Consider the following 22,324-nt stretch of genomic DNA (forward strand, 5'->3'; position numbering starts at 1 on the left):
TATAGGTAATATATGAGCGCAGTAACCTATTAATTCTTCACTGCCAGCAAAAGAGCGTCCGGCTGTGGGAGTACCGATGATGATATCGTTTTGGTTTGTTAATCGGTGCAGCAAAGCTCCATAGGCTGATAGAAGAGTCATAAATAGGGTGCAGCCATTGTCTACGCTGAACCGTTTGACATCACTAGTCAGGCTAGGGTTAAGCCGCATCGTTTGTCTGCTACCCTTATACGTTTTGATGGGGGGGCGAGAATAGTCAGTGGGTAGGTCTAAAATGGGGATGGAGCCAGCAAATTGTTCTAACCAGTAAGATTCATGGACTGCCATTGCCTCAGTTTGGCTTTGTTGCTCCTGCCACTGAAGATATTCTTTAAATTGCATAGATGGCTTTAAGTAGCAATCAACACCCTGGCACTGAGCAGAATATAATGCACCTAACTCTTTGAGGATGATGCCCATTGACCAACCATCAACAATAATGTGATGAATCGTCAAAACCAACAAATGCAGTTGCGACTCTAGTTTGAGAATTGAGAAGCGGCAGAGGGATTTTTGGTTAAAGTCGAAAGGTTGTTGGTTTTCTTTTTGGAACCAATCAGCTACTTGCAAATTGCGATCGCCTTTGGCGCTGTGCTCCGCGCGATCGCCACTATTTAAATTAGAAAAGTCAATTAAAGGAACCTCTACTGTTAGAGATGGTAAAATCTCCTGAAAATCGTTCTGGCTACTGATAACTGTACGTAGAGCTTCGTGGCGGTTGACAATTGTTTGGATAGCTTGAGTTATTGCCCCTTGATTCAACAAACCTTTCAACTCCAGACCAATGGAAACATTGTATGCTAGCGAACCATCTTTCCCCATTTGTGCCAAAATACCTAATTGTTTTTGGGCTGCATTCAAGGGAATTTTGTCTGCTACTTGGCCGATAATCACAGCTTGTTGAGATAAAAGTCTGGTTTCTTCCATCTCATGGGGAATGGTAACAGCTTCTCGAAACCCATTACCCTGTAATAGTTGCCGCCATTGCCCCGCAGAAAGCAAGGGGTAGGAATGTCGCAAATCATGGTCAGCAAATTTCCACCAACCTGCGGTTAACCCAAAAGTTAGGTCTAACCAGCGTTGGGGAGCTGTTGTCTCTACTAAAACAAGTAATCCACCAGGAGCTAATAACTGCTGCACATGGTTGATTGTTTGTCTGAGATTTTGAGTAGCGTGGAGTACATTGGCTGCTATCACCAAATCATACTGATGGCAGCCAAAGCCTTGGGTAGAAGGTTCTTGCTCAATATCTAAAATTTGACAGTTGATATTGGGGTAATTAGTGTATTTTTTCTCTGCTTTAGAGACGAACAAAGGAGAGATATCCGTAAATACATACTCAGTTTCATCGCACAGATAAGGCAGAATATGTGAAGTTGTGCCGCCAGTGCCAGCACCAATTTCTAGAATTCGGACTTTTCGTCCTTGCCAACGCTGCAAAGCAGTGGCAATAACTTGCTGCACCAAGGTATTTACGACTACAGCCCCAGGAGAATCTTGGTAAAGCTGGGTTGTTGTGCTTAAATCTCCTTGAGGGAATAACACTTGGAGTGCGTGGCATTCTCCTTGTAGTATCTGTGCTAGTCTTTGCCCACAACGCCCCAACAAAGTCAGTTCAGCTTTGGCAACTGGGTACTGTTGAATTAAAGTTGCAATCTCTGGTTCCTGTAAGTCTGTATGCTTTGGCAGTTGAGTAACTTCCCACTCTCCATCTACGTGACGTAGCACCCCCACTTCTGCCAGCATAAAAAGTAAGTGATTGAGTAACGGCTGATATTGCTCAACTACGCCCATTTGCTTTGCAGCTAATACTGTTGAGAAGCGCTGTTGAAAAGAGAAATTCCATCCCATTTGTGCAAAAGCTATGAGAACATAGTTGATGCTCAAGCCTTCCAGTTTGGTTAATAGCTTTCTATAAATATCTAAATCTTGCTGAAAAAGCAATTGAGTGAATTCTGGTCTGAGGCGATCGCTAATGCTTTTTGGTGTTAGCATGGCCTCTGATGGCAAATGCTGACTCTTTTGTTCTTTGGCAGACAATAAGTTTTGCTGAGTCGCAGTTGGGGAATGCTTGGAGAAAAAACCTCCCTGTTGCAAGTTATATATACTATCTTTAAAGGCTTGAATTATATAATCAATCTCTTCTTCTGTATGAGCCGTAGATAGAAAACAGGAGCGTGCTTCCCAGATGTAAATTCCCTTCTGTGCTAAGTGATAGAAGAGTAAATCCATCTCTAGCGGCTGATACAGATAACTAATGTTTCCTAAGTAAGTAAAACGTAAAACTGAACCACAATATAAGACTTTAATGGGAATTTTCTGTTCTTCAAAGTAAGCGTTGAGGGTTTCGGCTAACCGTGATGTCCTCTGATTCAACTGCTCGTGTAGCGCGGTTCCCTGCATCTTCAGGTACTTAAGTACAGCTCGTGCTGCCACCATAGCTAATGGATGCTTAGAGAAAGTCCCAGCAAAAAATGTTGTTTTAACCGCAGGATATGAATCATCACCGTAATGCCACAAACCGCCATCAATTCTATCCATGTAAGTCGCCCTACCAGCAATGATGCCAATAGGCATCCCACCGCCGATGAGTTTACCATAGGCGATGATGTCTGCTTGAATACCAAACCAAGCCTGCGCTCCACCAGGATGAATGCGGAAGCCTGTCACTATTTCATCGAAAATTAAAGCAATTCCAGCTTCTTGCGTCAAATGCCGCAATTGTTGCAGAAATGCTTTAGGTTGTAGATCCGGTCGGCGGCTTGGTATCGGTTCAACCAAAACAGCAGCCAATTCATGGGCGTAATTTTTGATAATTTCCAGAGATTGGGGAGCATCATAGGTGAGAACTAAAACGTCATCAACCATAGATTGCAATACACCAGGAACCATCGGTACAGAGCTTAATTCCCCATCAATATTTTCTGCTATAGCTAAAAGACCATCAAAATGGCCGTGGTAAGAGCAGCTGAAGATAGCAATTTTGGAGCGGCCTGTGGCTGCGCGTGCCAAACGCACGGCTGTCATCATTGCCTCTGTCCCCGTATTACAGAAGGTAACTCGCTCTACACCCGTTAGTTCACAAATCAATTGAGCTACTTCGCCAGCTATTTTTGATTGGGGACCAATTTGTATCCCTTGCTGTAACTGCTCTGCCAAAGCCTCAGCAATAAAGGGGGGATTATGACCAAAAAGGTGGACACCAAACCCCATTGTTAAGTCTATATACTCATTGCCATCGATATCCCAAAACTTTGATCCCAAAGAGCGATCGCCCACTATGGGGTAACACATCTCTTTGGTTTCTAAACGAAACTGGTTTAAAGCTCTCCTGTCTGCCCAAATTGGCCGATAGGCTTGTGCTAGTTGTTTTGATTTTTCAGTCCGCTGGGTATAACGAGCGATCAGAGTTTCCAGATGATGCTGTTGCTGGGGATGCAATTGTCTGGTCTGGGATTGTTCAACTTGCCAAAAAGGAATAGCTGAGGAAGATGGAGGGGTAGTTGCTGGCAGCTCAGGTTTAGTAGTAGCAGCTACCGATTGAGCAACCTGGTGATGCTGCGGTTGCTCTTGAGAATCGACAGTATTAGTTTCTGATGAAGGCGATCGCTGGGAAGGTAATTTGTTGTTGCTTAAGACTTCTAACTGCTGCGACATGATCTGAGACATTACCTGAAGCTGCTGCTGGATAATTCCTTGTAGCCCAGTCTCTGGTACTATCTGTTGATTTTCCGGCTCTGGTGTAGGTGTGACAACGATAGGCGGTTGAATTGGCTGCTGCAATTGTACTTGAGGCTGTGGCGCATCGATTTCGGTTTGCTGTTCGCCTAAATTTTGGTTGATGTAATTTGCCAGTGCATCCAGTGTTGTCAATTCTTCAAAGAACTGGCGCATGGCAATCTTCATTCCATAGGTATTTTCGATGCTGCGCGTTGCATTAGCAAGGACAATGGAATCAACACCCATTTCTAGAAAAGGTTTATAAATATCTACTTCCAGTGGGGACAATTGCAGCAAATTGGCAATTAACAAACTCAATGTTCCCAAGATTTTGTCTCGCTGGGTGGTTTGAAAGGAAGTATTTGCCTGGGAGTTGGAGTCTTTTGTTTTCATCAGTACACTCTTGTCATCAAACCAGTGAATTTTTTGCTGAAAGGGATATGTAGGAAGTGATACCTGATTTTGTGAATAGTCCCGATTGAACTCGATCCAGTTGATATCTGCTCCCCGGACGTAGAAAGTAGCAAGGCTTTCCTCTAACACTTGCCAGTCATGCTTAATTGGGTTTAAAGAAGGTAGCCAAAGCGCGTTTGCTGTCTGGCGATCGCGTTGACTCATACCGCATAGAATTGGCTTCGGACCTATTTCTAGAAACAAGTCGTAACTTTGCTGCAATAGATAATCTATCCCGGCGGTGAATTTCACGGCGTTTCGAGTGTGTTCTCGCCAATGGTGAGCATTGAGGACAACACCAGGCGGTATCAGTTCACCAGTTAAGTTAGAAATAAGTGGTAAGCGTAGCGGTTGCAGCGAAACTTGGTTAACAGCCTCTTGTAACCCATCCAGCATAGGTTCCATTAAAGGAGAGTGGAAGGCATGAGAAACTCTTAAACGCTGAGTTTCGATTCCTTTTAATTGCAAAGCAGCAATTATTGCTCTAACTTCTTCACGCCTACCAGAAATGACAATATTCCGCAAGCCATTAATAGCGGCAATACTCACCTGCTTTCTGTGAGGTTCAATAGCTGCTTGCACCTGATTCTCATCTGCAAATACCGCTACCATCTCACCATCTTGGGGTAAAGCTTGCATCAAACGCGCTCTTTTAGCAATTAGCTGCAAACCATCTTCCAGGCTGAATACCCCTGCTACACAGGCAGCAACATACTCACCTACACTATGACCCATGACTATTGCTGGTTCTATGCCCCAAGATTTCCATAACTCAGCTAGGGCATATTCAAAGGCAAATAGGATGGGTTGAGTATAGGCAGTCTCATCTAAAGGGGAACTTGTTCCTGGCTCTGGGTAGAGTACTGACAGGATTGATTTTTCCACAAGAGGTTGCAGGATTTGATCGCAGCGATCGAGCATTTTGCGAAATGTCGGCTGTGTCTCGTATAACTTGCGACCCATGCCTATGTACTGTGATCCCTGACCCGTGAAAAGAAAGGCGACTTTAGGTTGACTAGTGCCTAGTATCGGCTCACAGAAAACTCCTGGCGTTTTTTGTCCAGTGACAAAGGCAGCTAATTTTTCCCTTATCGTTGCTGAGGAGTCAGCCACCACACTCAGCCGATGGTGAAAGTGCGATCGCTTGGTACTAGCACTAAAGCAGATATCCGCTATAGCTAAATCTGCGTTAGCGGCTAAATAGTCTTGATAACGCTGTGACAATTGCTTTAGCGCTTCTTGTGTCTTAGCTGATAATGTCAGCAAATGCCATGAGCGTTTTGTATTCGGTAGCCCTGGCTGGGAAGGCGGGGCCTCTTCCAGCACTAAATGGGCATTAGTGCCACTAAAGCCAAAGGCACTCACTCCCGCCAACCGAGGGGTTGTCCCTGTTCGCCAGGGCGTTTGTTCAGTTGGTACGACCACCGGGATTTCATTCCAACTAATATAAGGATTGGGCTGCTGAAGGTGTAAATGAGGTGGAATCTCCTGATGCTGGAGGGCTAATACCACTTTGATCAAACCCGCAATCCCAGATGCCGCTTCTAAGTGACCAATGTTAGTCTTTACCGAACCAATCATCAATGGCTGTTCTGGAGAGCGGTGCTTACCAAACACTGTTGCCAACGCCCCCACCTCGATCGGATCGCCCAAAGATGTGCCAGTGCCATGAGCCTCTATATAACTTATTTGCTCTGGCTTGACCCTGGCATTCTCTAAGGCATGAGAAATCACAGCTTGTTGAGCCGGGCCATTAGGAACCGTTAGTCCACTGGTGCGGCCATCCTGATTAACTGCTGAACCTCGAATCACAGCTAAAATATTGTCCCCATCAGCGATCGCATCTGACAAACGCTTCAGGACTATGACTCCGCAGCCTTCCGCACGCACAAAGCCATCGGCTGAGGCATCAAAGGTCTTACAACGTCCATCGGCGGCTAACATTTTGGCTTTGGAGAAATTAATACTATATTCTGGTGACAGGAGTCGATTTACACTGCCCGCCAGTGCTAAATCACACTCTTGATTACGCAGGCTTTGACAAGATAAATGAACAGCTACCAATGATGAGGAACAAGCTGTATCCACTGATAAACTTGGCCCTTGTAAACCTAAAATATAAGATAAGCGACCCGATGCAACGCTATGGGAAGTACCTGTTGCTAAGTAAGCGTCAATTTCTGTAGGCTCTCTAGTCAAAAGTCGTTGAAAATAATCATTGCTAGAGATACCAATAAATACACCAGTTTGACTGTTAGCTAGTTGTGCGGGTACTAAACCTGCGTTTTCCAGTGCTTCCCAACTGACCTCTAGAAGCAGGCGTTGCTGGGGGTCAAGACTGGCGGCTTCCCGTGGTGAGATGTTGAAAAATTGAGAGTCAAATTCACGTAAGCGATCGACAAACCCACCATGCCGGGTATATGTTTTCCCTGGAGTATCTGGGTTTGAGTCGTAGTAAGCATCAATATTCCATCGGTCTGGCGGTATTTCAGTAATGGCATCTACTTTATTGCATAGCAACTGCCAGAAAGCTTCAGGACTATTCGCATTTCCGGGAAATCGGCAACCCATACCGATAATGGCAATAGGTTCAGTCTTGGTACGCTCTAGAGTACTCAGTTGGGATTTCATTTCCCTGAGTTCAAGTAGTGCCTTTTTCATTAAAGATTGATGATCGGTATTCACGGAATTCTTACTCATAAAGCTTTGCCCTCCTCAATCGCTGCTAATTCTTGGGCCAGTAAATCTGCAATGTCATCTGAGGATAGTTCTTCTAAATCAGATTTTTCATTGAGTTGTGATTTTAGAGATGCTGGAGAAAATTCTGTTGTTAGTACTTCCTGGGTTAAATAATTGATCAAGGTTTTCATTGTCGGATAATCAAATACTAGGGTCGAAGGCAAAGTACATCCCAGACTGCTTTGCAGACGATTTCTTAATTCCACAGATGTCAGAGAATCCATCCCCAGATCGAAAAAACCCTGCTGTGTATCTATAGATTTAGATGGATTTAAACCTAAAACTATGTTGACTTGTGAGCGGACATGAGCAATCAAAAGCTCTTGACGATCGCCTTGTTGAGCTGCTTGAAGTTGTTGGATAAATTTTACAGGAGCGATCGCTGGCTGCTGAGAAATTTCTGCAAAGTCAGCAAAGAACGACAAAGGTAGTGATTGCTTCATAAACTGCGCCCAGTTGATAGGCGCGACCCCAACCTGAACAAATGGCTGAGAAAATAAGAGTTCCAGCACTTCCAATCCCTGCTGTGGGGCTATGCTTCCTATCCCCTTCATTTTGAACTTTTCGACGACCTGACGTTTGGCTGCGGCTCCTAAATCAGCCCAAGCCCCCCAGTTAATGCTCAATCCTGCTAATCCCCTGGCTCGACGAGCAGAGGCTAGGGCATCCAGAAAGGCATTTGCTGCTGCGTGGTTGGCTTGACCTGAATTGCCCAGTAGAGAAACAGTAGAGGAGAATAACACAAAAAAGTCTAAGGGCTGGTTTTGGGTCAAAGCGTGTAAATTCCATGCTCCTTGCACTTTCGGAGCCATGACTCGTTGGAAACGCTCCCAATTCTGTTGCAACAAAACACCATCATCCAAAACACCAACGGCGTGAATAACTCCTCGCAATGGTGGTTGGGAACTCTCAATATCTGCCAGCACTTGAGCGACTTGCTCTGCATCGGTAACATCAGCTTGGACTACCCTGACATTAGCACCTGATTGCTCTAACTCCCTCAACTGACTCCGCACAGAATCATTAGCACCACTGCGCCCTACAAGCACTAAATGGCGCGCTCCCTTTTCTACCATCCAGCGAGCGACCAATAACCCCAGACCTCCTAAAGCCCCAGTGATTAAATAGGTGCGATCGCCAGAAAAGGCAAGTTGCTGTGGTAATAGAGATGTTTCGTTAAAAGTTTCTCTATCTAACTGCTGAGATAGTACAATTTTGCCAATGTGTTTGGCTTGCTGGAAGTAGCGAAAGGCACTAACTGTGTCTTGGATAGAGAAAACCTTTCGTGGTAAAGGCTTGAGTTTGCCCTCTGGGAATTGTTGTATTAAGTGATGCAGCATCGATTGAATTAAAGCAGGCTGTTGTTGACATACCTGCATGAGATCAATCACAAAATAGGAGACATCAGACCTGAGTTTGATTATCCGCTTCGGTTCCCAAATGCCCCTTTTACCAATTTCTAAAAAGCGACCTTGAGGACTTAGAATCGATAAACTTTTAGGGATGAATTCTCCTGCTAGGCAATTGAGTACAATCTCTACCCCTTCACCTTGAGTAATTGCCATAACTCGATCAGCAAAATCTAAGGTGCGGGAATTCATAATATGTTTTACTCCCAAAGACTTGAGAGATTCCCATTTACCATGACTAGCTGTAGCAAACACTTCGGCTCCAGCCAACTGAGCTAGTTGCACTGCGGCTTGTCCTACCCCGCCACTAGCTGCATGAATCAACACCCTATCCCCAGGAGATATTTTAGCAAGGTGGTGTAGCGTATAGTAGGCTGTTAAAAAAGCAACTGGAATTGTGGCAGCCTCCTCGAAACTGAGAGTTTCTGGCTTAATTGCTACTAGAGCAGCGTTGACTGTAACATACTGTTGGCAACTGCCAGGAGTTATAGCTAAAACTGCATCTCCAATCTGAAAGCCTTCTACTCCTTCCCCAATAGCTACCACCTCACCAGCACACTCCAGCCCCAATGAACCTGGATCACCAGGGTACAAGTCCAGTGCATTGAGAACATCTTTGAAATTCAGCCCGGTGGTCAGAACTCGAATCTCTAACTCACCAGCACTAGGTTTACAGCGAGCGATCGCCTGTAATTCTAAATTCTCTAGTTGTCCTCGTGTTGAGATACTGAGTTGAAATGGTTGGTTATTGGGAACATCAAGCCGATGTGCAACGTTGCGGTTTGGAACTAAGCTGCTACGTACTAACCTTGCTACTCGACGTACACCGTCATGGAAAGCCACCTCATATTCGGAAACACTTGACCAAATCTCTGCAAATAAGTCTTGCACCTGACTCCCGACTTTGTAGGGATCTAAATCTACCCGTACACAGTTTAGTTCTGGATGTTCTAGAGTAATGACTTTTCCCATTCCCCATAAAGGAGACTGTGCTGCTCCTAGAAAGTTTTGAGTTGTGGCTGGTACTGCACCTTTGGTTACTAACCACAGAGAGGGCGGTGTAGAAAATCCTGCTTTTACCAAAGCTTGGACTAGATGTAATGTACTAGCACATCCTTGTTTTGTGGCTACCTCTAAATCTACTCCTACAGCATCCAAGCTCCACAGATGTACTACTCCTCGCAAAGGCTGATCTGTTTCTAATGCCTTGAAGAGTTGTTGAAAGTCAGCCGGGTTGCTTGGGTCTACCCTGAACCCATCTGGTAGCTGTTTGTACTCTTGTCCTGGGAATACTAAAGTACAATTTTCTCCTTGAGACTGTAGTAATTTTGCTAAATCCCCACCAATACCATAACGATCTGCCAAAATTAGCCAATGGCTTGGCTGAGATGTTGTTAGTACTGAGTTTATATGTGGTGCTTGGGCAACAATCACCGATTGTGGAAATATACTCTCTTTCTCAGAGCCAAGGGCTATAGCTTCTGTAAAACCGTTTTGCTGTAACAATTTTAGCCATTGGTTAGCAGAAATTAGGGGATATTCTGGACGTAAATCGAAGTCGGCAAATTTCCACCACCCATCCAGCAAACCAAAGGTTAAGTCTGTCCAGCGCCGACGCGCCGTCCCCTCCAGTAAGACTAACATCCCGCCAGGAGCTAATAACTGCTGTACGTGTTTGAGAGTTAGACGTAAATCACTAGTAGCATGAAGTACATTAGCTGCCAAGATTAAATCATATTCATGTAAATTAAACTCTTGATTTGCAGGTGGTTTCTCAATATCTAAAACCCGATACTCTACAAAGGGATAATTGTGAAATTTATTTTGTGCCTGAGTTGTAAAAAAACTGCCAATATCAGTAAATATATACTTTACTTGATGGGCGTTGAGGTGCGGCAGAATATAGGCGGTTGTTCCCCCAGTACCTGCACCAATTTCCAGAATTCGCACCCCGAGTTGAGCAGGTAAACGCTCCAGCAAGGTTGAGATTGCCTTTTGCACCAGTACATTCATGGGCGCGAAGGCTGGAGAATTTTCATATAAGCTGGCTGCGGTTGTGACATCCCCGGCTGGAAATAGCAATTCTAACGGATGACTATTTCCTTGCAGTACTTCTGCTAGTTTCAAGCCGCAACGCCTGAGCAAGGTTAGCTCCGCTTGGGCGCTGGGATACCGCTCTAACAGCGTACTCCAATATTCCTCTGGATCTTGAATTTGCGGGACTGAGACTACTTGCCACTCTTGTCCTACTCGTTGCAGTATATCGACTTCAGCCAACATCTCGAGCAGACGATTTAGCAGTCGATAGTGTTGGCTAACTATACTTAATTGCTCTGCTATGGATGCAGTGCTAAAGGTTGTCTGGGATTGAAACTTCCATCCCAGTTGTTTGAAAGCATACAAAACATAAACCACACTCAAAGCTTCAAGTTGATTTAATAGTTGCGGTTGCGGACTGAACTCAGCTAGCACAGGCGTGAGGCGATCGCTAATTTCAGCAGGAGTCGGTAAATAGTCCGGTGGTAGAAAATGGCTAAAATTCGCCTGGGGTCGCCATTCCACCTCATAAAGCCAGTCTAACCAAGATTTGTCGGTAGTTGCTAGTATCGCTTTTTGACTGGTTCGCTTGAAGGAAAGCCCATCAACTCGAACTACAATGGTTCCGTTTTCATCGTACAAGCGTAAATCAGCTGTCAAGGTTTCTGGATTTAAACCCTTAACTGGGCGTAACTGAGCATGACTCCACAGGTTCAGCCCCAGATGGTTGTAGACTTCTAAGCGTTCTACGGCTACGGGTAAATAAATTTCTGATTTTACTATTTCAGGGAAAACTGCGATCGCCACTTGCAAGCAACCATCCAGCAACACCGGATGCAGATGATAATCCAAAGCTTCGGCTACTAATGTCTCAGGCATCCGAATGCGCCCTAAAGCTTCTCCTTGCTGCCGCCATAGTTGTTCAATAACTTGGAAACTTGCACCGTAATTAATGCCCCGCTCTTGACACTGTTGATAGTAAGCTTTGACAGATATCTCTGGGAAACAGCGACTCCTTAACTGGGAGAGGTTTACTTGCTCTGGTTGTGGCTTTTGTTCTTTAACTACAATCTTGCCGGAGGTATGTAATTTCCAGGATTCGTCATCATCCGTTTGCAAGCTGTAAATCCTAAATGCAGACTCTGCGGAGTTTTGGGTAAGAATCAACTGCACTGTTTGGATTTTTTCTGCTGGCAAAATCAGCGTATCAGAGATAATTAGATCCTCTATAACCAAATTCTCAGATTTGAAGACAGCGATCGCAGCGACTACCGCCATTTCTAAGTAAGCAGCGGCAGGCAGAACAGTTTTCTGGTAGACGCAATGGTGCTTGAGAAAAGCTGGCGCATCGGCGCTGAAGGAGGACTCAAACAAAATATCTTGATGAGCAGATCGTAACCGATGACCAAGCAGGGGATGAAGAGAATTTGGGATTGAGGGTTTTTGGGTTGTTTCAATCCAGTACCGTTGTCCTTGAAACGGGTATGTCGGCAGTGCAACTTTTTGTCGCTCATAGTCTTGGTCAAAGCCTGACCAATCCACCTGCACGCCTGCCAAATAAAGCTGACTTAAACTTTCAAGTATTTGCTGCCAATCTTCCTGCCCTGGACGCAAAGAAGGCAGCCATCGACCGGCTACTTCTGGTAGGCACTTACGACCCATTCCCAGCAAAATCGGTTTTGGGCCACATTCCACAAAAACTTCATAACCTGCACGATATAGCGCTTCCATGCCTGTGGCAAAGCGCACTGGTTGACGGATATGCTGACACCAATATTCAACTGTAGCTACTTCAGCTTTTGCTAGTCCAGTAACATTAGAAATTAAGTCAATTTTTGGAGAAGAATAAGTTATTTCACTTGCCACCCGCGCAAACTCCGCCAGCATTGGCTCCATTAAGGGAGAGTGGAAAGCATGGGACACTTGTAGAGGTGTGGCCTTGATTCCCATTGCTTCTAGTTTTACCACCACTAAGCGGACAGTATCGCGATCTCCGGAGATAACCACACTTTCAGGGCTGTTAAAGGCAGCGATCGCTACTTGATTTACATAAGGTTCAATAATTGGCGCTACCTGAGATTCTGAGGCTAACAAGGCAATCATTTCCCCATTAGCAGGTAACGCTTGCATCAATCGTCCGCGTGCAGCAATCAACTTTAGACCGTCTTCCAGGCTGAAGACCCCTGCCACACAAGCAGCTACGTATTCGCCGACGCTATGACCCATTACTGCTGCGGATTTAATCCCCCAAGACTGCCATAATTCTGCTAGGGCATACTCTATGGCAAATAAAACAGGTTGAGTGTAAGCTGTTTCATGTATGGGTGAAGTTTCTCCTGCTTCTGGATAAAGAATTTTTAGCAAAGGTACATCTAAATAAGGAAGCAGAATGTCATTGCAACGGTCAATCGTGGCGCGAAAGGTGGGCTGCGTTTCGTAGAGAGAGCGCCCCATCCCGATGTACTGTGACCCCTGACCCGTGAATAAAAACGCTACTTTTGGGGGACTACTTCTGTGTAAATGGCTGCTGTATAGATCGAAATTTTCCTTACTTTGGGCGAAAGCATTTAGTTGGTCGTGCAATTGGATGGTGGACTCTGCGACAACAGCAAGGCGATGGTCAAAATGCGATCGCCCTGTGTTTGCCGTAAAGCAAGCATCGGCTATGGATACCTCTGAATACAACTTCAGATAAGCTTCGTAAGCTTGTACCTGTTCCTTTAAAGCTTTTTCACTTTTTGCTGAAAGAGTCAATAGATGGAGAGGGCGCTCAACTTGCGCTACCGTACAATTTGGTGCTGGTGCCTCTTCCAAAATTACATGGGCGTTAACACCGCCGAAACCAAAGGAACTCACACCAGCTCGCCTGGGGATAAATTCTCCTTCTTTTGTCCTTAACTGCTGCCAATCTTTTGTTTCTTCTACGATGTAAAAGGGACTATTGTCTAATTTTATTCTAGGATTCAGTTGCTCATAATTAATTATTTTCGGCAATTTCTTGTGCTGCATTGCCAATAAGACTTTAATTACTCCAGCTATTCCCGCTGCTGCTTCCAAATGTCCAATATTTGTCTTGACTGCACCTAATCCACAATAGAGTTCATTAAATTGCCGAATCCCGTACTGTTGATACAGTTGTGTAAATGCTCGTTTTATTCCATTAATTTCAATCGGGTCGCCTAATGGGGTACCTGTGCCATGAGCTTCGATGTAAGACACTGTATTAGGTGGAATGCTTGCTTTTGTATATGCAGATCGAATGACTTGTGATTGAGCATAGGCATTAGGAGAGGTTAAAGTCCGAGCAGCGCCGCCATGATTGACAGCATCTCCTCTAATAACGCCATAAATACGATCTTTATCTTTAATTGCATTTCTAAGAGGCTTTAATAGAATAACCCCCGCCCCTTCACCTCGAACATAACCATCTGCCTTCGCATCAAAGGTTTTGCACTGTCCTTCAGGTGACAACATACCCAATTTACTGAAAGAAATGTAATAGGTAGGTGTAGACAAAACGCTGACTCCACCGACTAGCGCCAGCTTACATTCCTTTTCTTTAAGCGCATTGATTGCCTGATGGATTGCCACAAGTGAGCTTGAACAAGCCGTGTCTACAGGTACGCTGGGGCCATGAAAATTAAAAAAGTAGGATATCCGATTCGGAATAATGCAAGTATAAGTACCTGTTGAGGTATGACCATCAATATGATCTTGGTGCTTTTCCAGCAATTCTTTGTAGTCAAAATTACAAACTCCAACAAAAACACCTACATTAGTTCCTGATAAGTTTGTAGGCGAATAACCAGAATCTTCTATACATGACCAACTAAGCTCCAGCATTAACCTTTGTTGAGGGTCTATCAGTTTTGCTTCTCGGGGTGAAATACCAAAAAACATGGGATCGAATTTGTCTGCATCTTCAAGAAATCCACCCCATTTACTAATGCTTTTGTTGAGTTCATCAGGATTTGAGGAATAAAACTTCTCAATATCCCACCGAGTTGAAGGAATCTCGGTTATGCTGTTTATTCCTTTTTCAAGATTATTCCAAAACTGGTGATAGTCTTTGGCTCCAGGGAATCGGCACGCCATACCAATGATTGCAACTAAATCTTCTGATTTTCTCATTTGTTTTACTAATTAAAATTTGAAGACTTAATACATTTTGTTGACAGTCTTTGGTGGCGTTAATGGATCAGCTTTTTACAACCATATCTAAGAGAATATGAAGATTATCAATTATTGATACAATATTGACATAGGGATGAATTAATATACATTTCCATCCACTAATTGGCATCCCTGATTTGCTTACAAGTACCTGATGAGAATATCCTAAAATAGGTGTATCAGAACTTCTTATATTCTTGCTTTTTATAAAAAGATTGTGATTATAGTCATTTATATTTTGAATAAAACTACAATCTTCTTCACTAGTTCCAAACAACTCTCTGTTGTAAGCCTCTTGCGCTTCAATACCAGGTGGATAAAATCGCCAAAGTGTACTTGTCCCGGGAACATTTTTATTTAGAACTTGAACAGAATTCTTAAAACTGAATTGCAATTTAGATTTAAAAATGATGCTTTGTTGGATAGCATAACCAATAATAGTTTGGTATCCTTCATAGCCTAATGCATATAAATTAGCCAAAATCATTAAAGGGCCATCTCCTGGACGAGAACTTTCAGGCGTGTAAGCACCTGGAAATGAGCAGAAAATATCTTCAGTAAAATAGGGGGTTTCCTCTACATCTTTTTGAAGCAGCAACAAATCTCTTCTATTTTTAAAAATTAAGGCACTAGAAGTATAAGATGTAAAACCATGTTTGTGAGGATCAACTGTAACAGAATCTGCATAAGATAAATTAGAGTATAGACAGTTTAATTTCTGAATAATATCAATAGTATCTGGATCGAATCCTAATGGATTATTAACAATATTATAATTTTTAAATATACCATAAATCCATCCTACAGCAGCATCTACATGAACATGTGGTTTAGAAACATTATATTTTTGGCATAGTTCTTCGCAAATCTCAACAACACTTTTGACATCATCTATACCGAAAGAATCAGTTTGTCCAGCAATTAAATATACACAGACAACCTGTTTTTGATGTTTGATTGCTTCCTCCATTTGAGATTCGAAATCTGGCAAAGATATACTAAAATTATGTGTGGCAGGAATAGATATAACATTTTCTGTTCCGATACCAAGTAACCGAGCCGCGTTGATATTGGTGTAATGACCAAGAACTGATTGTATAACCACAGGATCTTTATCAAAAAAAGCTTTAAAGCCTTTTTTTCCCAAACCAGGAAATGTCTTTTCAAGGGCACATCGAACTGCCCAGTAATTACTTGCAGAGCCTCCTGATGTAAAATATCCTCCTGATATTTTTGGTTCAAAACCTATAATTTCAGCTATGTGTGAGATAGCTAACTGTTCAGCTTCAATCGCTTTTCCAGCATAGCTTTCATAAACTAAATTTGGATTAATAATAGCACAAGCGAATTTAGCAAGAATAGCTGGAGTTAAAGAGGGTGGAATGACATTGAGAGGAGCATAACCTGCTGAGTAATTGGGGACATTTCCTAAATAATTTAGTATAATGTTTTGAATAACTTCTTCAATTGACCAACCTTTTTTAGGAATTTTGTTTATTCCTAATTCAAATTTGAATTCTGTAGTTATCGAATCTGTTAAATTTGCATCAGTTAGTACTTTTTTTAATCCTGTTAATAGCTCAATAATAGATTCTAAAAAATCATTATCCAAACCTTTGCTAGTAAGAAAATATTGGCTGTACTGTGAAAGTAAATTACTTAATTTTGTGTTTTCTAAAGACAAACTATATTTTTTTTGCATTTTTATTAATGTTTTATCAAAGAATTTTATGATAAGATTTTAAAATTTATTTTATAATTAGGTTCTTAACTTTGTTACATTAGAGAAAGAGTTCCACCTAATAAATATTTATCTAATGCTGGTGAAATACTGAGGCGTGAAGGGGGATGAAATGCGAGAGCATGGACAGAAGCAAGTAGGTAAGCAACCTCAGATGATTTAACAAATGACATACCACCTAAAATTTCCACAGCCTGTGTTGTAACACATGCAATCGCACGTTGAACCAAATAACGTACAAATAGAGATTTCGCTACTGTTTTATCATCTTTCTCTCCATTCATTATGGAATAAGCCAAACCCTCAAGTGCAGCCATTGCACCTTCCACCTCTGTTGCTAGTAAAACACGCTCAGAAGGTATACCTTTGCCATCTTTGAATACACGCTCAACTAAAGCACTAGCAATGCCAAGATAAGCAGCTGAGATGAATAGTTCAAACCAAATAAATGTCTGAGCCTGTACCGAATTTAAATGACCAGGCTTACCCATATAGTAAATACATTCTTGGGGTACATAAACCTCTTGAAGTCTGACCTCATCACTTTCTGTTCCTGTAAGAGGCCAAGTTTCCCAGAAAGGGTAGCGCTCTACCCCTGGTTCACTCGCTGGTATAATTACCATTACTAATTCATCTTCGTTTCCTCCGTGTGCTGGAAGCGTGACACTAGCAGCTATCAAGTCCATAGATCTAGACAAGCTACAGGGCTTCTTGCTGCCACTGATGATTAAACCATCCACAGTTTCTTTGACTTGCATACATGAAGCAAGTATGTTCTGTCCTACTTGTCCTTCTGCAAAGCCAGAAGCAAAATAGAGGTTTTGTTGAGCAACACGCTCTAGTAGAGCAAAACCAGGCTGATTAGTGATCATCACCTGAGTCATAACTACTGTGATATGGTGCATAGTCGTTGCAACTGCTAACGAAGGAGAACGACTTGCAATTGCACGTAGAATGCGAATAGCTTGGAGTGGGGATGCTCCTAGACCAGCATACTCGGTTGGGATTAATAAACCAGGCCCACCAAATTCCCTAAAAACTTGGAAAGCAGGATTATTTCGGCTTTCCATTTCTAGCAGAGGAATATTTAAAAGAGCTGCATCCAATCCTGGAAAAAACTTTTCGAGGGTTGCTCGTTCTTGACTTAGAATCATAAGATTCGCTTTATAAGTTTACTATAACAAGCTCTAAAGTAGATGTAGATGTCAGAAATACTAATATCTCTAAAATCCTGTAACACATCAATTACCCCGTCTTCTCGTCATCATCTGTAGCCTCCTTTTGGAGAATTGGTATAAGTCATAAAATACCCCGTGGTCGTTTTTGCTCGAAAAGTGAAAGCATTAAAAATTAAATCATAATTTGGCAAAAAATATGATTGAAACGACTAGATATTTTATTTATTGGTCGAGGGTGGGTACTATCCTCTGCCTCTTTCATATTAGATCCGGACGTAAAGTTTTTCTCTTTACTAGATGGCTGAATTTTAATAAATCCAGCCATCTACGAATCACACTTTGGAGACTCCTACTACTTTTCGATCAATCTTGAACAAAATGACAATTTTTCATGATTTTAGCTAACGAAAAATCAATATTTTGCTCCAGAGTGAGATAAAAGGGTTAGTAAAAGTGCCAGCCGAGCAATCATTAAAATTTACCAAGAATCCAGTTACCAGGAGCATTTTCATCTTGAGAGAGATAGAACTCTCGGACAAGCTTTGTAACCTCGTCCTTTGTGACAAAACCATCACCATTTGCGTCAAGCTTTTTAAAGATTGCCTCTTCTTCACTTGCTCCTAAACCATAAGCTGTGAAGAACCGCTTGTAATCTTGTAGAGTAAGTTTACCGTCATTATCAGTATCGACTAATTCTACAAGCCGATTTGTTGAAGCTATTACGTATTGATCAAATTGATTTTGGTCATTGATAATGCTTTCGCTGTAACTGTACCATTCATCTAAGCTTACTTCACCATTCCCATCAGTATCAGCTATTTTCTTTAATTCATCCCAATGCTTTTGGTACTCTGATTTTAGTTGTTCGTACTCGGATGCTCCTGATTTTACACCTGTGACTCTAGCTATTTGAGTAAGAAGACCTTCAGAGTCATCTTGAGTTATTGTCCCATCACCATCTAAATCATAACTTTGAAATTCAACTTTTAGCTTGCGCTTTTGGAGTTCTGACAATGCCATAACTTTTGTCCTTTATATTTGCTAAAAATTTTAAGTCTTCTAAATAGAAGACAAGTTGTATTACTTTCGCAACTTTTTGATGAGCAAGAGAGCTTTAAAACAAGCAAAATCAATAGATTATATACATTTTCAGGTGATTAAACTTGCATTCTAGCTACTTTTTCATCTTAATTCGAGGAAAGTTATACACAATGTATAAATAACCAATTGCCCATGTTTTTTAAATACTAGTTGCATAATTTGAAATCGATTTATTTAATGGTTATTAGTTAGAAGTATAAAATTTATTTATCTACTAACTCCAACCTAGATTTCGATTTCAATAGCTATACATGAGTTATTTTTCAAACATAAGCTAATGAATTATTTAGACTCATTATTTCATATTAAAAGTAGAAATACAAGGACAGTTAAGACAGTTAAAACATTTAAAAAAGTTAAGACAGTTAAGACAGTTAAGACAGTTAAGACAGTTAAGACAGTTATAGCAATTGTCAAGGCACTTAGGACATAAAATAAGAGAGTCTTTTAGGGTGCGGTGTATCTCAATTTTTATTCTCCCATTAATAATAAATAAGTAAGAACAAAAGATTGTTACATAAATATAATGTAGGGAAGTAATTAGACATTATTAAGTGATCAATGCAGGGCGGCCGCATCATGTCAATAAGCAAATTCTATTGTCAACAGACTTTAAAAGGATGTCATTAACTCTTGCTTGTTGCGAAAATTTTAGGCGACCGCTTTGGGGCTTAAAAGATAATCAAACGCGAAATCCTGATTTTTTCGTTGGTTCTTAACCTTCTTTGTGATCAATAGTAATTTAGATGCGTTTGCCCTGGTGATCAATGCGAGGTGAATCCATGACTCCCGAAGAACATCAACAGGTCATAGAATACTCTCGTGCAATAGCGAAGATACTGGGAGTTTCCCCCACATTTCTCATAAGTAAGAAAAAATCATTGAGGTAAGTAAAACTTAGAGGATGTTTTAAAAGTATTTTTGGTAACATCTAAACCTCGGAAACCTAACCCACCGAGCAAGCCTTCCCTACAAGAGAATGGGGGTTTCAAAGCCTGAAAAAGCTGTTAGTGGGGAACCGTAAACGCTCTGGCTTTCTCAAACAATTGCTCAAATGCCGTAGTGCCATTGAACCGATTATTGGACATACCATTTTTTCCATTCCTTCAAAAACGGTATCGTACACTACTATTTTTTAGCGATGGCTACGCCCGCCGTTCGCGTAGCGCCTCGTAGAGAAGGCATCGCAAAACTTTTCGGTCTACTGACTCTAGAAAAAAATCATAAAACTAGACCATCACCAGATGTGCAATGCAAAAATTCACAAAAAAATGATTTTGTCTACTAGATGGTTTCTATTTTGGGGAATTGTTATTAGATATTTCAGCGAGTTCAGAATAGAACTGACTAGCCCAATAGCGATATCTCGTAATTTCACCATCACCGTCGCAGAGTATAGGATGAGTACGGTAAAGCTTGTTTTTCCAAATAGGAAAGTCTTTCTCAACTTCATCTTTCAACACCTTGAGCAGCAATGGTGTCAAAGCTGAGGCTATGGTTTTGGTAAAAAAGCTCTTCACACTAATAAGCATATGTATTTCAAGATACTCTTCATCCACAGGTGTTGTCAAAAATAGTAGAATGAATTGTAGCTGACCAATTCCACTTATGGAGTATCTTTGTAAGCTATAGCCCAACCCATAGAGAATTATTTCGATTTGAGTTTCTATCTGCAAGTTTAATTTTGCAACTTCAAGAGCTTGTCTTGAAAGAAGACGTTGTTTCCAAACCGAGCCATCTATCTCCGAACCCTGACTTTTTGTAGAATGATCAGAATGTACTGTTGGGAAATGAGCAATATCTACGACTTGTTCATGCAGTTCTTGAACATGAGAATTAATTTGACACTGGCTACCTTGTTTTAACTGAGTCCATTCTTTAGAAGTTAATTCATGTATTTGTGGTAATTCCCATTTTGGTGCTTCTCCCTGAGCATGGTAATACACAAAAATCAGACCGTTAATTTCTCTAACGTGCCAAGTATTAATCTGTACATTAGGTAAAACTTTATTTGCGTAAGGTACATCTGTGCATTTTCCATACTTATTAAAACACCAGCCGTGAAACGGACATTGAATAGTTTCACCTTCAACATGACCGCCATAACCCAAGTGTGCTCCTAAATGAGGACAATAAGCATCAAGTACATGAGGAGAACCTTGTTTAGTGCGAAATAGTACTAAGTTTTTTCCAAAATAGTAGAGCGGTTTAACACCTCCAGGTGGTAGTTCATGACTGTAAGAAATACGGAACCAACCATTGGGAAATGAGGTAAACGGAAAACGTTTTTTCATATATGCTTAAGCTCATTTGGTATGAATTTATATTGTTCTGCTAACTATTAAGAGCAGAAAGGTTCAGATAAAAATAACTATGTAAAAAAAATATTAAGTAAGCTCAAAAGTTTGTAGTTTTTCAATATACATACATTGATATTTTTTCAGGAGCATAACGAAAACATCAGGGGAGTTAAGACACTTAATAAATTTGATAAAGCAATAGATTAATAACTTGTAAGTTACTTAAGGTGTGTCTGGTTTCACCACAACAGCAGACCATTGTTAACAGGTTGCCAGATTTTTACCGAGAATGCAAGGACAGTTAAGACATTTAGGGCTATTGTAACTTTAAGCACAATATGTCCAGTATACAAGGCATAAGTTGTCCGCCTCGAAGGCGAAACACTGATACTATCGTAGGAAAATTTCTGATGCCATAAAACGAATACAGCCAAAAATTGTCTCAAAGTCAAAAATCAAGGCATAAATTGTCACCAAGTTGAAAAATCAGCTGAAAGTTGTCCACTAGTTGTACTTACATAAGCAACCTTAAAGTTTTAAATCAATATATATTAGCAAATCACCACCTGTGTTTAGATAAATTTAGAATCAGAATTAAGCAACTGACTCATTAGAACTTTATCTGGTTGGAAGATTACTTGAATCTAGAACCAGTTGCAATAGATAATCAAGTAACCAGAAAAGTATTAGCGATAGTAGAAACAAATCCAGGCATAGTGTTAGCGGATTTGATTAAAATCGCATACCAAAAAGCCAGCTTAGATGACATTTATACTTTGATTGCAACTGAGCAAATCTATGTCAACTTAAATACAGCTAGATTATCCGAACCTGAACAAGTAAAAGTTTTTGCCAACCGGGAAATAGCACTCGCTTACGAACGAATAACATCCGTCAAGCCAAGTAGTATACCTAGCAACCTTCAATCCGTTGAAATTGCGGTCGGTAAATCTCTGTCTTGGGATGGTGAATCCTGGGATGTTGTAAACACAGGAACAACGACAACAGGATTACTGAGGACAGATGGTAAGTTTGTAGAACTGCCAAATGCTACAGTTTTTAAACTGATCCAAGACGGTCAAATAACTGTTGCACCTATTCAAAGTACAGCAAAACAACAGCAGCTAGAGGAATTATTGCGTCACGCGAAACCGCAAGATATTGTAGAAGCTAATCACCGCTACACTCAATTATTGCCTTACCTTTCTAGCCATCCTCCAGTGGGAATTACCCGCACAATTCGGCGCTGGCGTAAAGCTTATCAACAAGCAACTGAAATTTATGGCAATGGTTTTGTGGGATTATTGCCCAAAAACACTAACAAAGGTAATTACAAGCCAAGACTAGACCCGCGGGTCTTACTGGTGCAGAAAAGTCCTGAATGCTTGATATATGGAGGATTTTACTGAGACAAGGGTGACAGAGAGGGGGACG

Annotated in this window: 7 protein-coding genes (1 of these 7 cut by a window edge); 1 reads left to right on the forward strand and 6 read right to left on the reverse strand. The window is 41.6% G+C overall.

Translation table 11 applies throughout. From position 1 onward, the window contains the following. The 6 genes from ACEYW6_RS29165 to ACEYW6_RS29190 all read right to left on the reverse strand — a co-directional run. Positions 1–6,912, reverse strand: the 5' portion of a protein-coding gene (locus ACEYW6_RS29165; RefSeq protein ID WP_412982498.1) for an amino acid adenylation domain-containing protein. 6,834 nt of this gene lie to the left of the window's left edge; only the first 6,912 of its 13,746 coding nucleotides appear in the window; the start codon lies at positions 6,910–6,912; its stop codon lies beyond the left edge, outside the window. After that, positions 6,909–14,528, reverse strand: coding sequence for an SDR family NAD(P)-dependent oxidoreductase (locus tag ACEYW6_RS29170; protein ID WP_412982499.1), 7,620 nt, complete (start codon positions 14,526–14,528; stop codon positions 6,909–6,911). Before ACEYW6_RS29170 ends, ACEYW6_RS29165 begins: the two co-directional genes overlap by 4 nt. 67 nt (positions 14,529–14,595) lie before the next feature. Further along, on the reverse strand, positions 14,596–16,272 hold the full coding sequence (locus ACEYW6_RS29175) for a pyridoxal phosphate-dependent decarboxylase family protein (protein WP_412982500.1): 1,677 nt from the start codon (positions 16,270–16,272) through the stop codon (positions 14,596–14,598). Between the two features lie 74 nt (positions 16,273–16,346). Then, positions 16,347–17,465 (reverse strand): acyl-CoA dehydrogenase, encoded by a 1,119-nt coding sequence (locus ACEYW6_RS29180; RefSeq protein ID WP_412982501.1) that lies wholly within the window; start codon positions 17,463–17,465, stop codon positions 16,347–16,349. Positions 17,466–17,960: 495 nt separating this feature from the next. Further along, a complete protein-coding gene (locus tag ACEYW6_RS29185) occupies positions 17,961–18,509 on the reverse strand; it encodes an EF-hand domain-containing protein (protein WP_412982502.1) in 549 nt (182 codons plus the stop codon). Positions 18,510–19,885: 1,376 nt separating this feature from the next. Further along, positions 19,886–20,884 (reverse strand): Rieske 2Fe-2S domain-containing protein, encoded by a 999-nt coding sequence (locus ACEYW6_RS29190; protein ID WP_412982503.1) that lies wholly within the window; start codon positions 20,882–20,884, stop codon positions 19,886–19,888. 632 nt (positions 20,885–21,516) lie between these two features. Here ACEYW6_RS29190 and ACEYW6_RS29195 point away from each other — a divergent pair. After that, positions 21,517–22,299: a hypothetical protein gene (locus tag ACEYW6_RS29195; RefSeq protein WP_412982504.1), complete on the forward strand. Its 783-nt coding sequence runs from the start codon at positions 21,517–21,519 to the stop codon at positions 22,297–22,299. The last annotated feature ends 25 nt before the right edge of the window (positions 22,300–22,324 follow it).

The sequence above is a fragment of the Nostoc sp. UIC 10607 genome (genome assembly GCF_047228265.1).
Classification (GTDB): Bacteria; Cyanobacteriota; Cyanobacteriia; order Cyanobacteriales; family Nostocaceae; genus Nostoc; species Nostoc foliaceum_A.

Coding starts and splice junctions, on each gene's coding strand:
- ACEYW6_RS29175 (WP_412982500.1), bottom strand. CDS start 16,272: ATGCAAAAAAAATATAGTTTGTCTTTAGAAAACACAAAATTAAGTAAT.
- ACEYW6_RS29170 (WP_412982499.1), bottom strand. CDS start 14,528: ATGAGAAAATCAGAAGATTTAGTTGCAATCATTGGTATGGCGTGCCGA.
- ACEYW6_RS29185 (WP_412982502.1), bottom strand. CDS start 18,509: ATGGCATTGTCAGAACTCCAAAAGCGCAAGCTAAAAGTTGAATTTCAA.
- ACEYW6_RS29180 (WP_412982501.1), bottom strand. CDS start 17,465: ATGATTCTAAGTCAAGAACGAGCAACCCTCGAAAAGTTTTTTCCAGGA.
- ACEYW6_RS29190 (WP_412982503.1), bottom strand. CDS start 20,884: ATGAAAAAACGTTTTCCGTTTACCTCATTTCCCAATGGTTGGTTCCGT.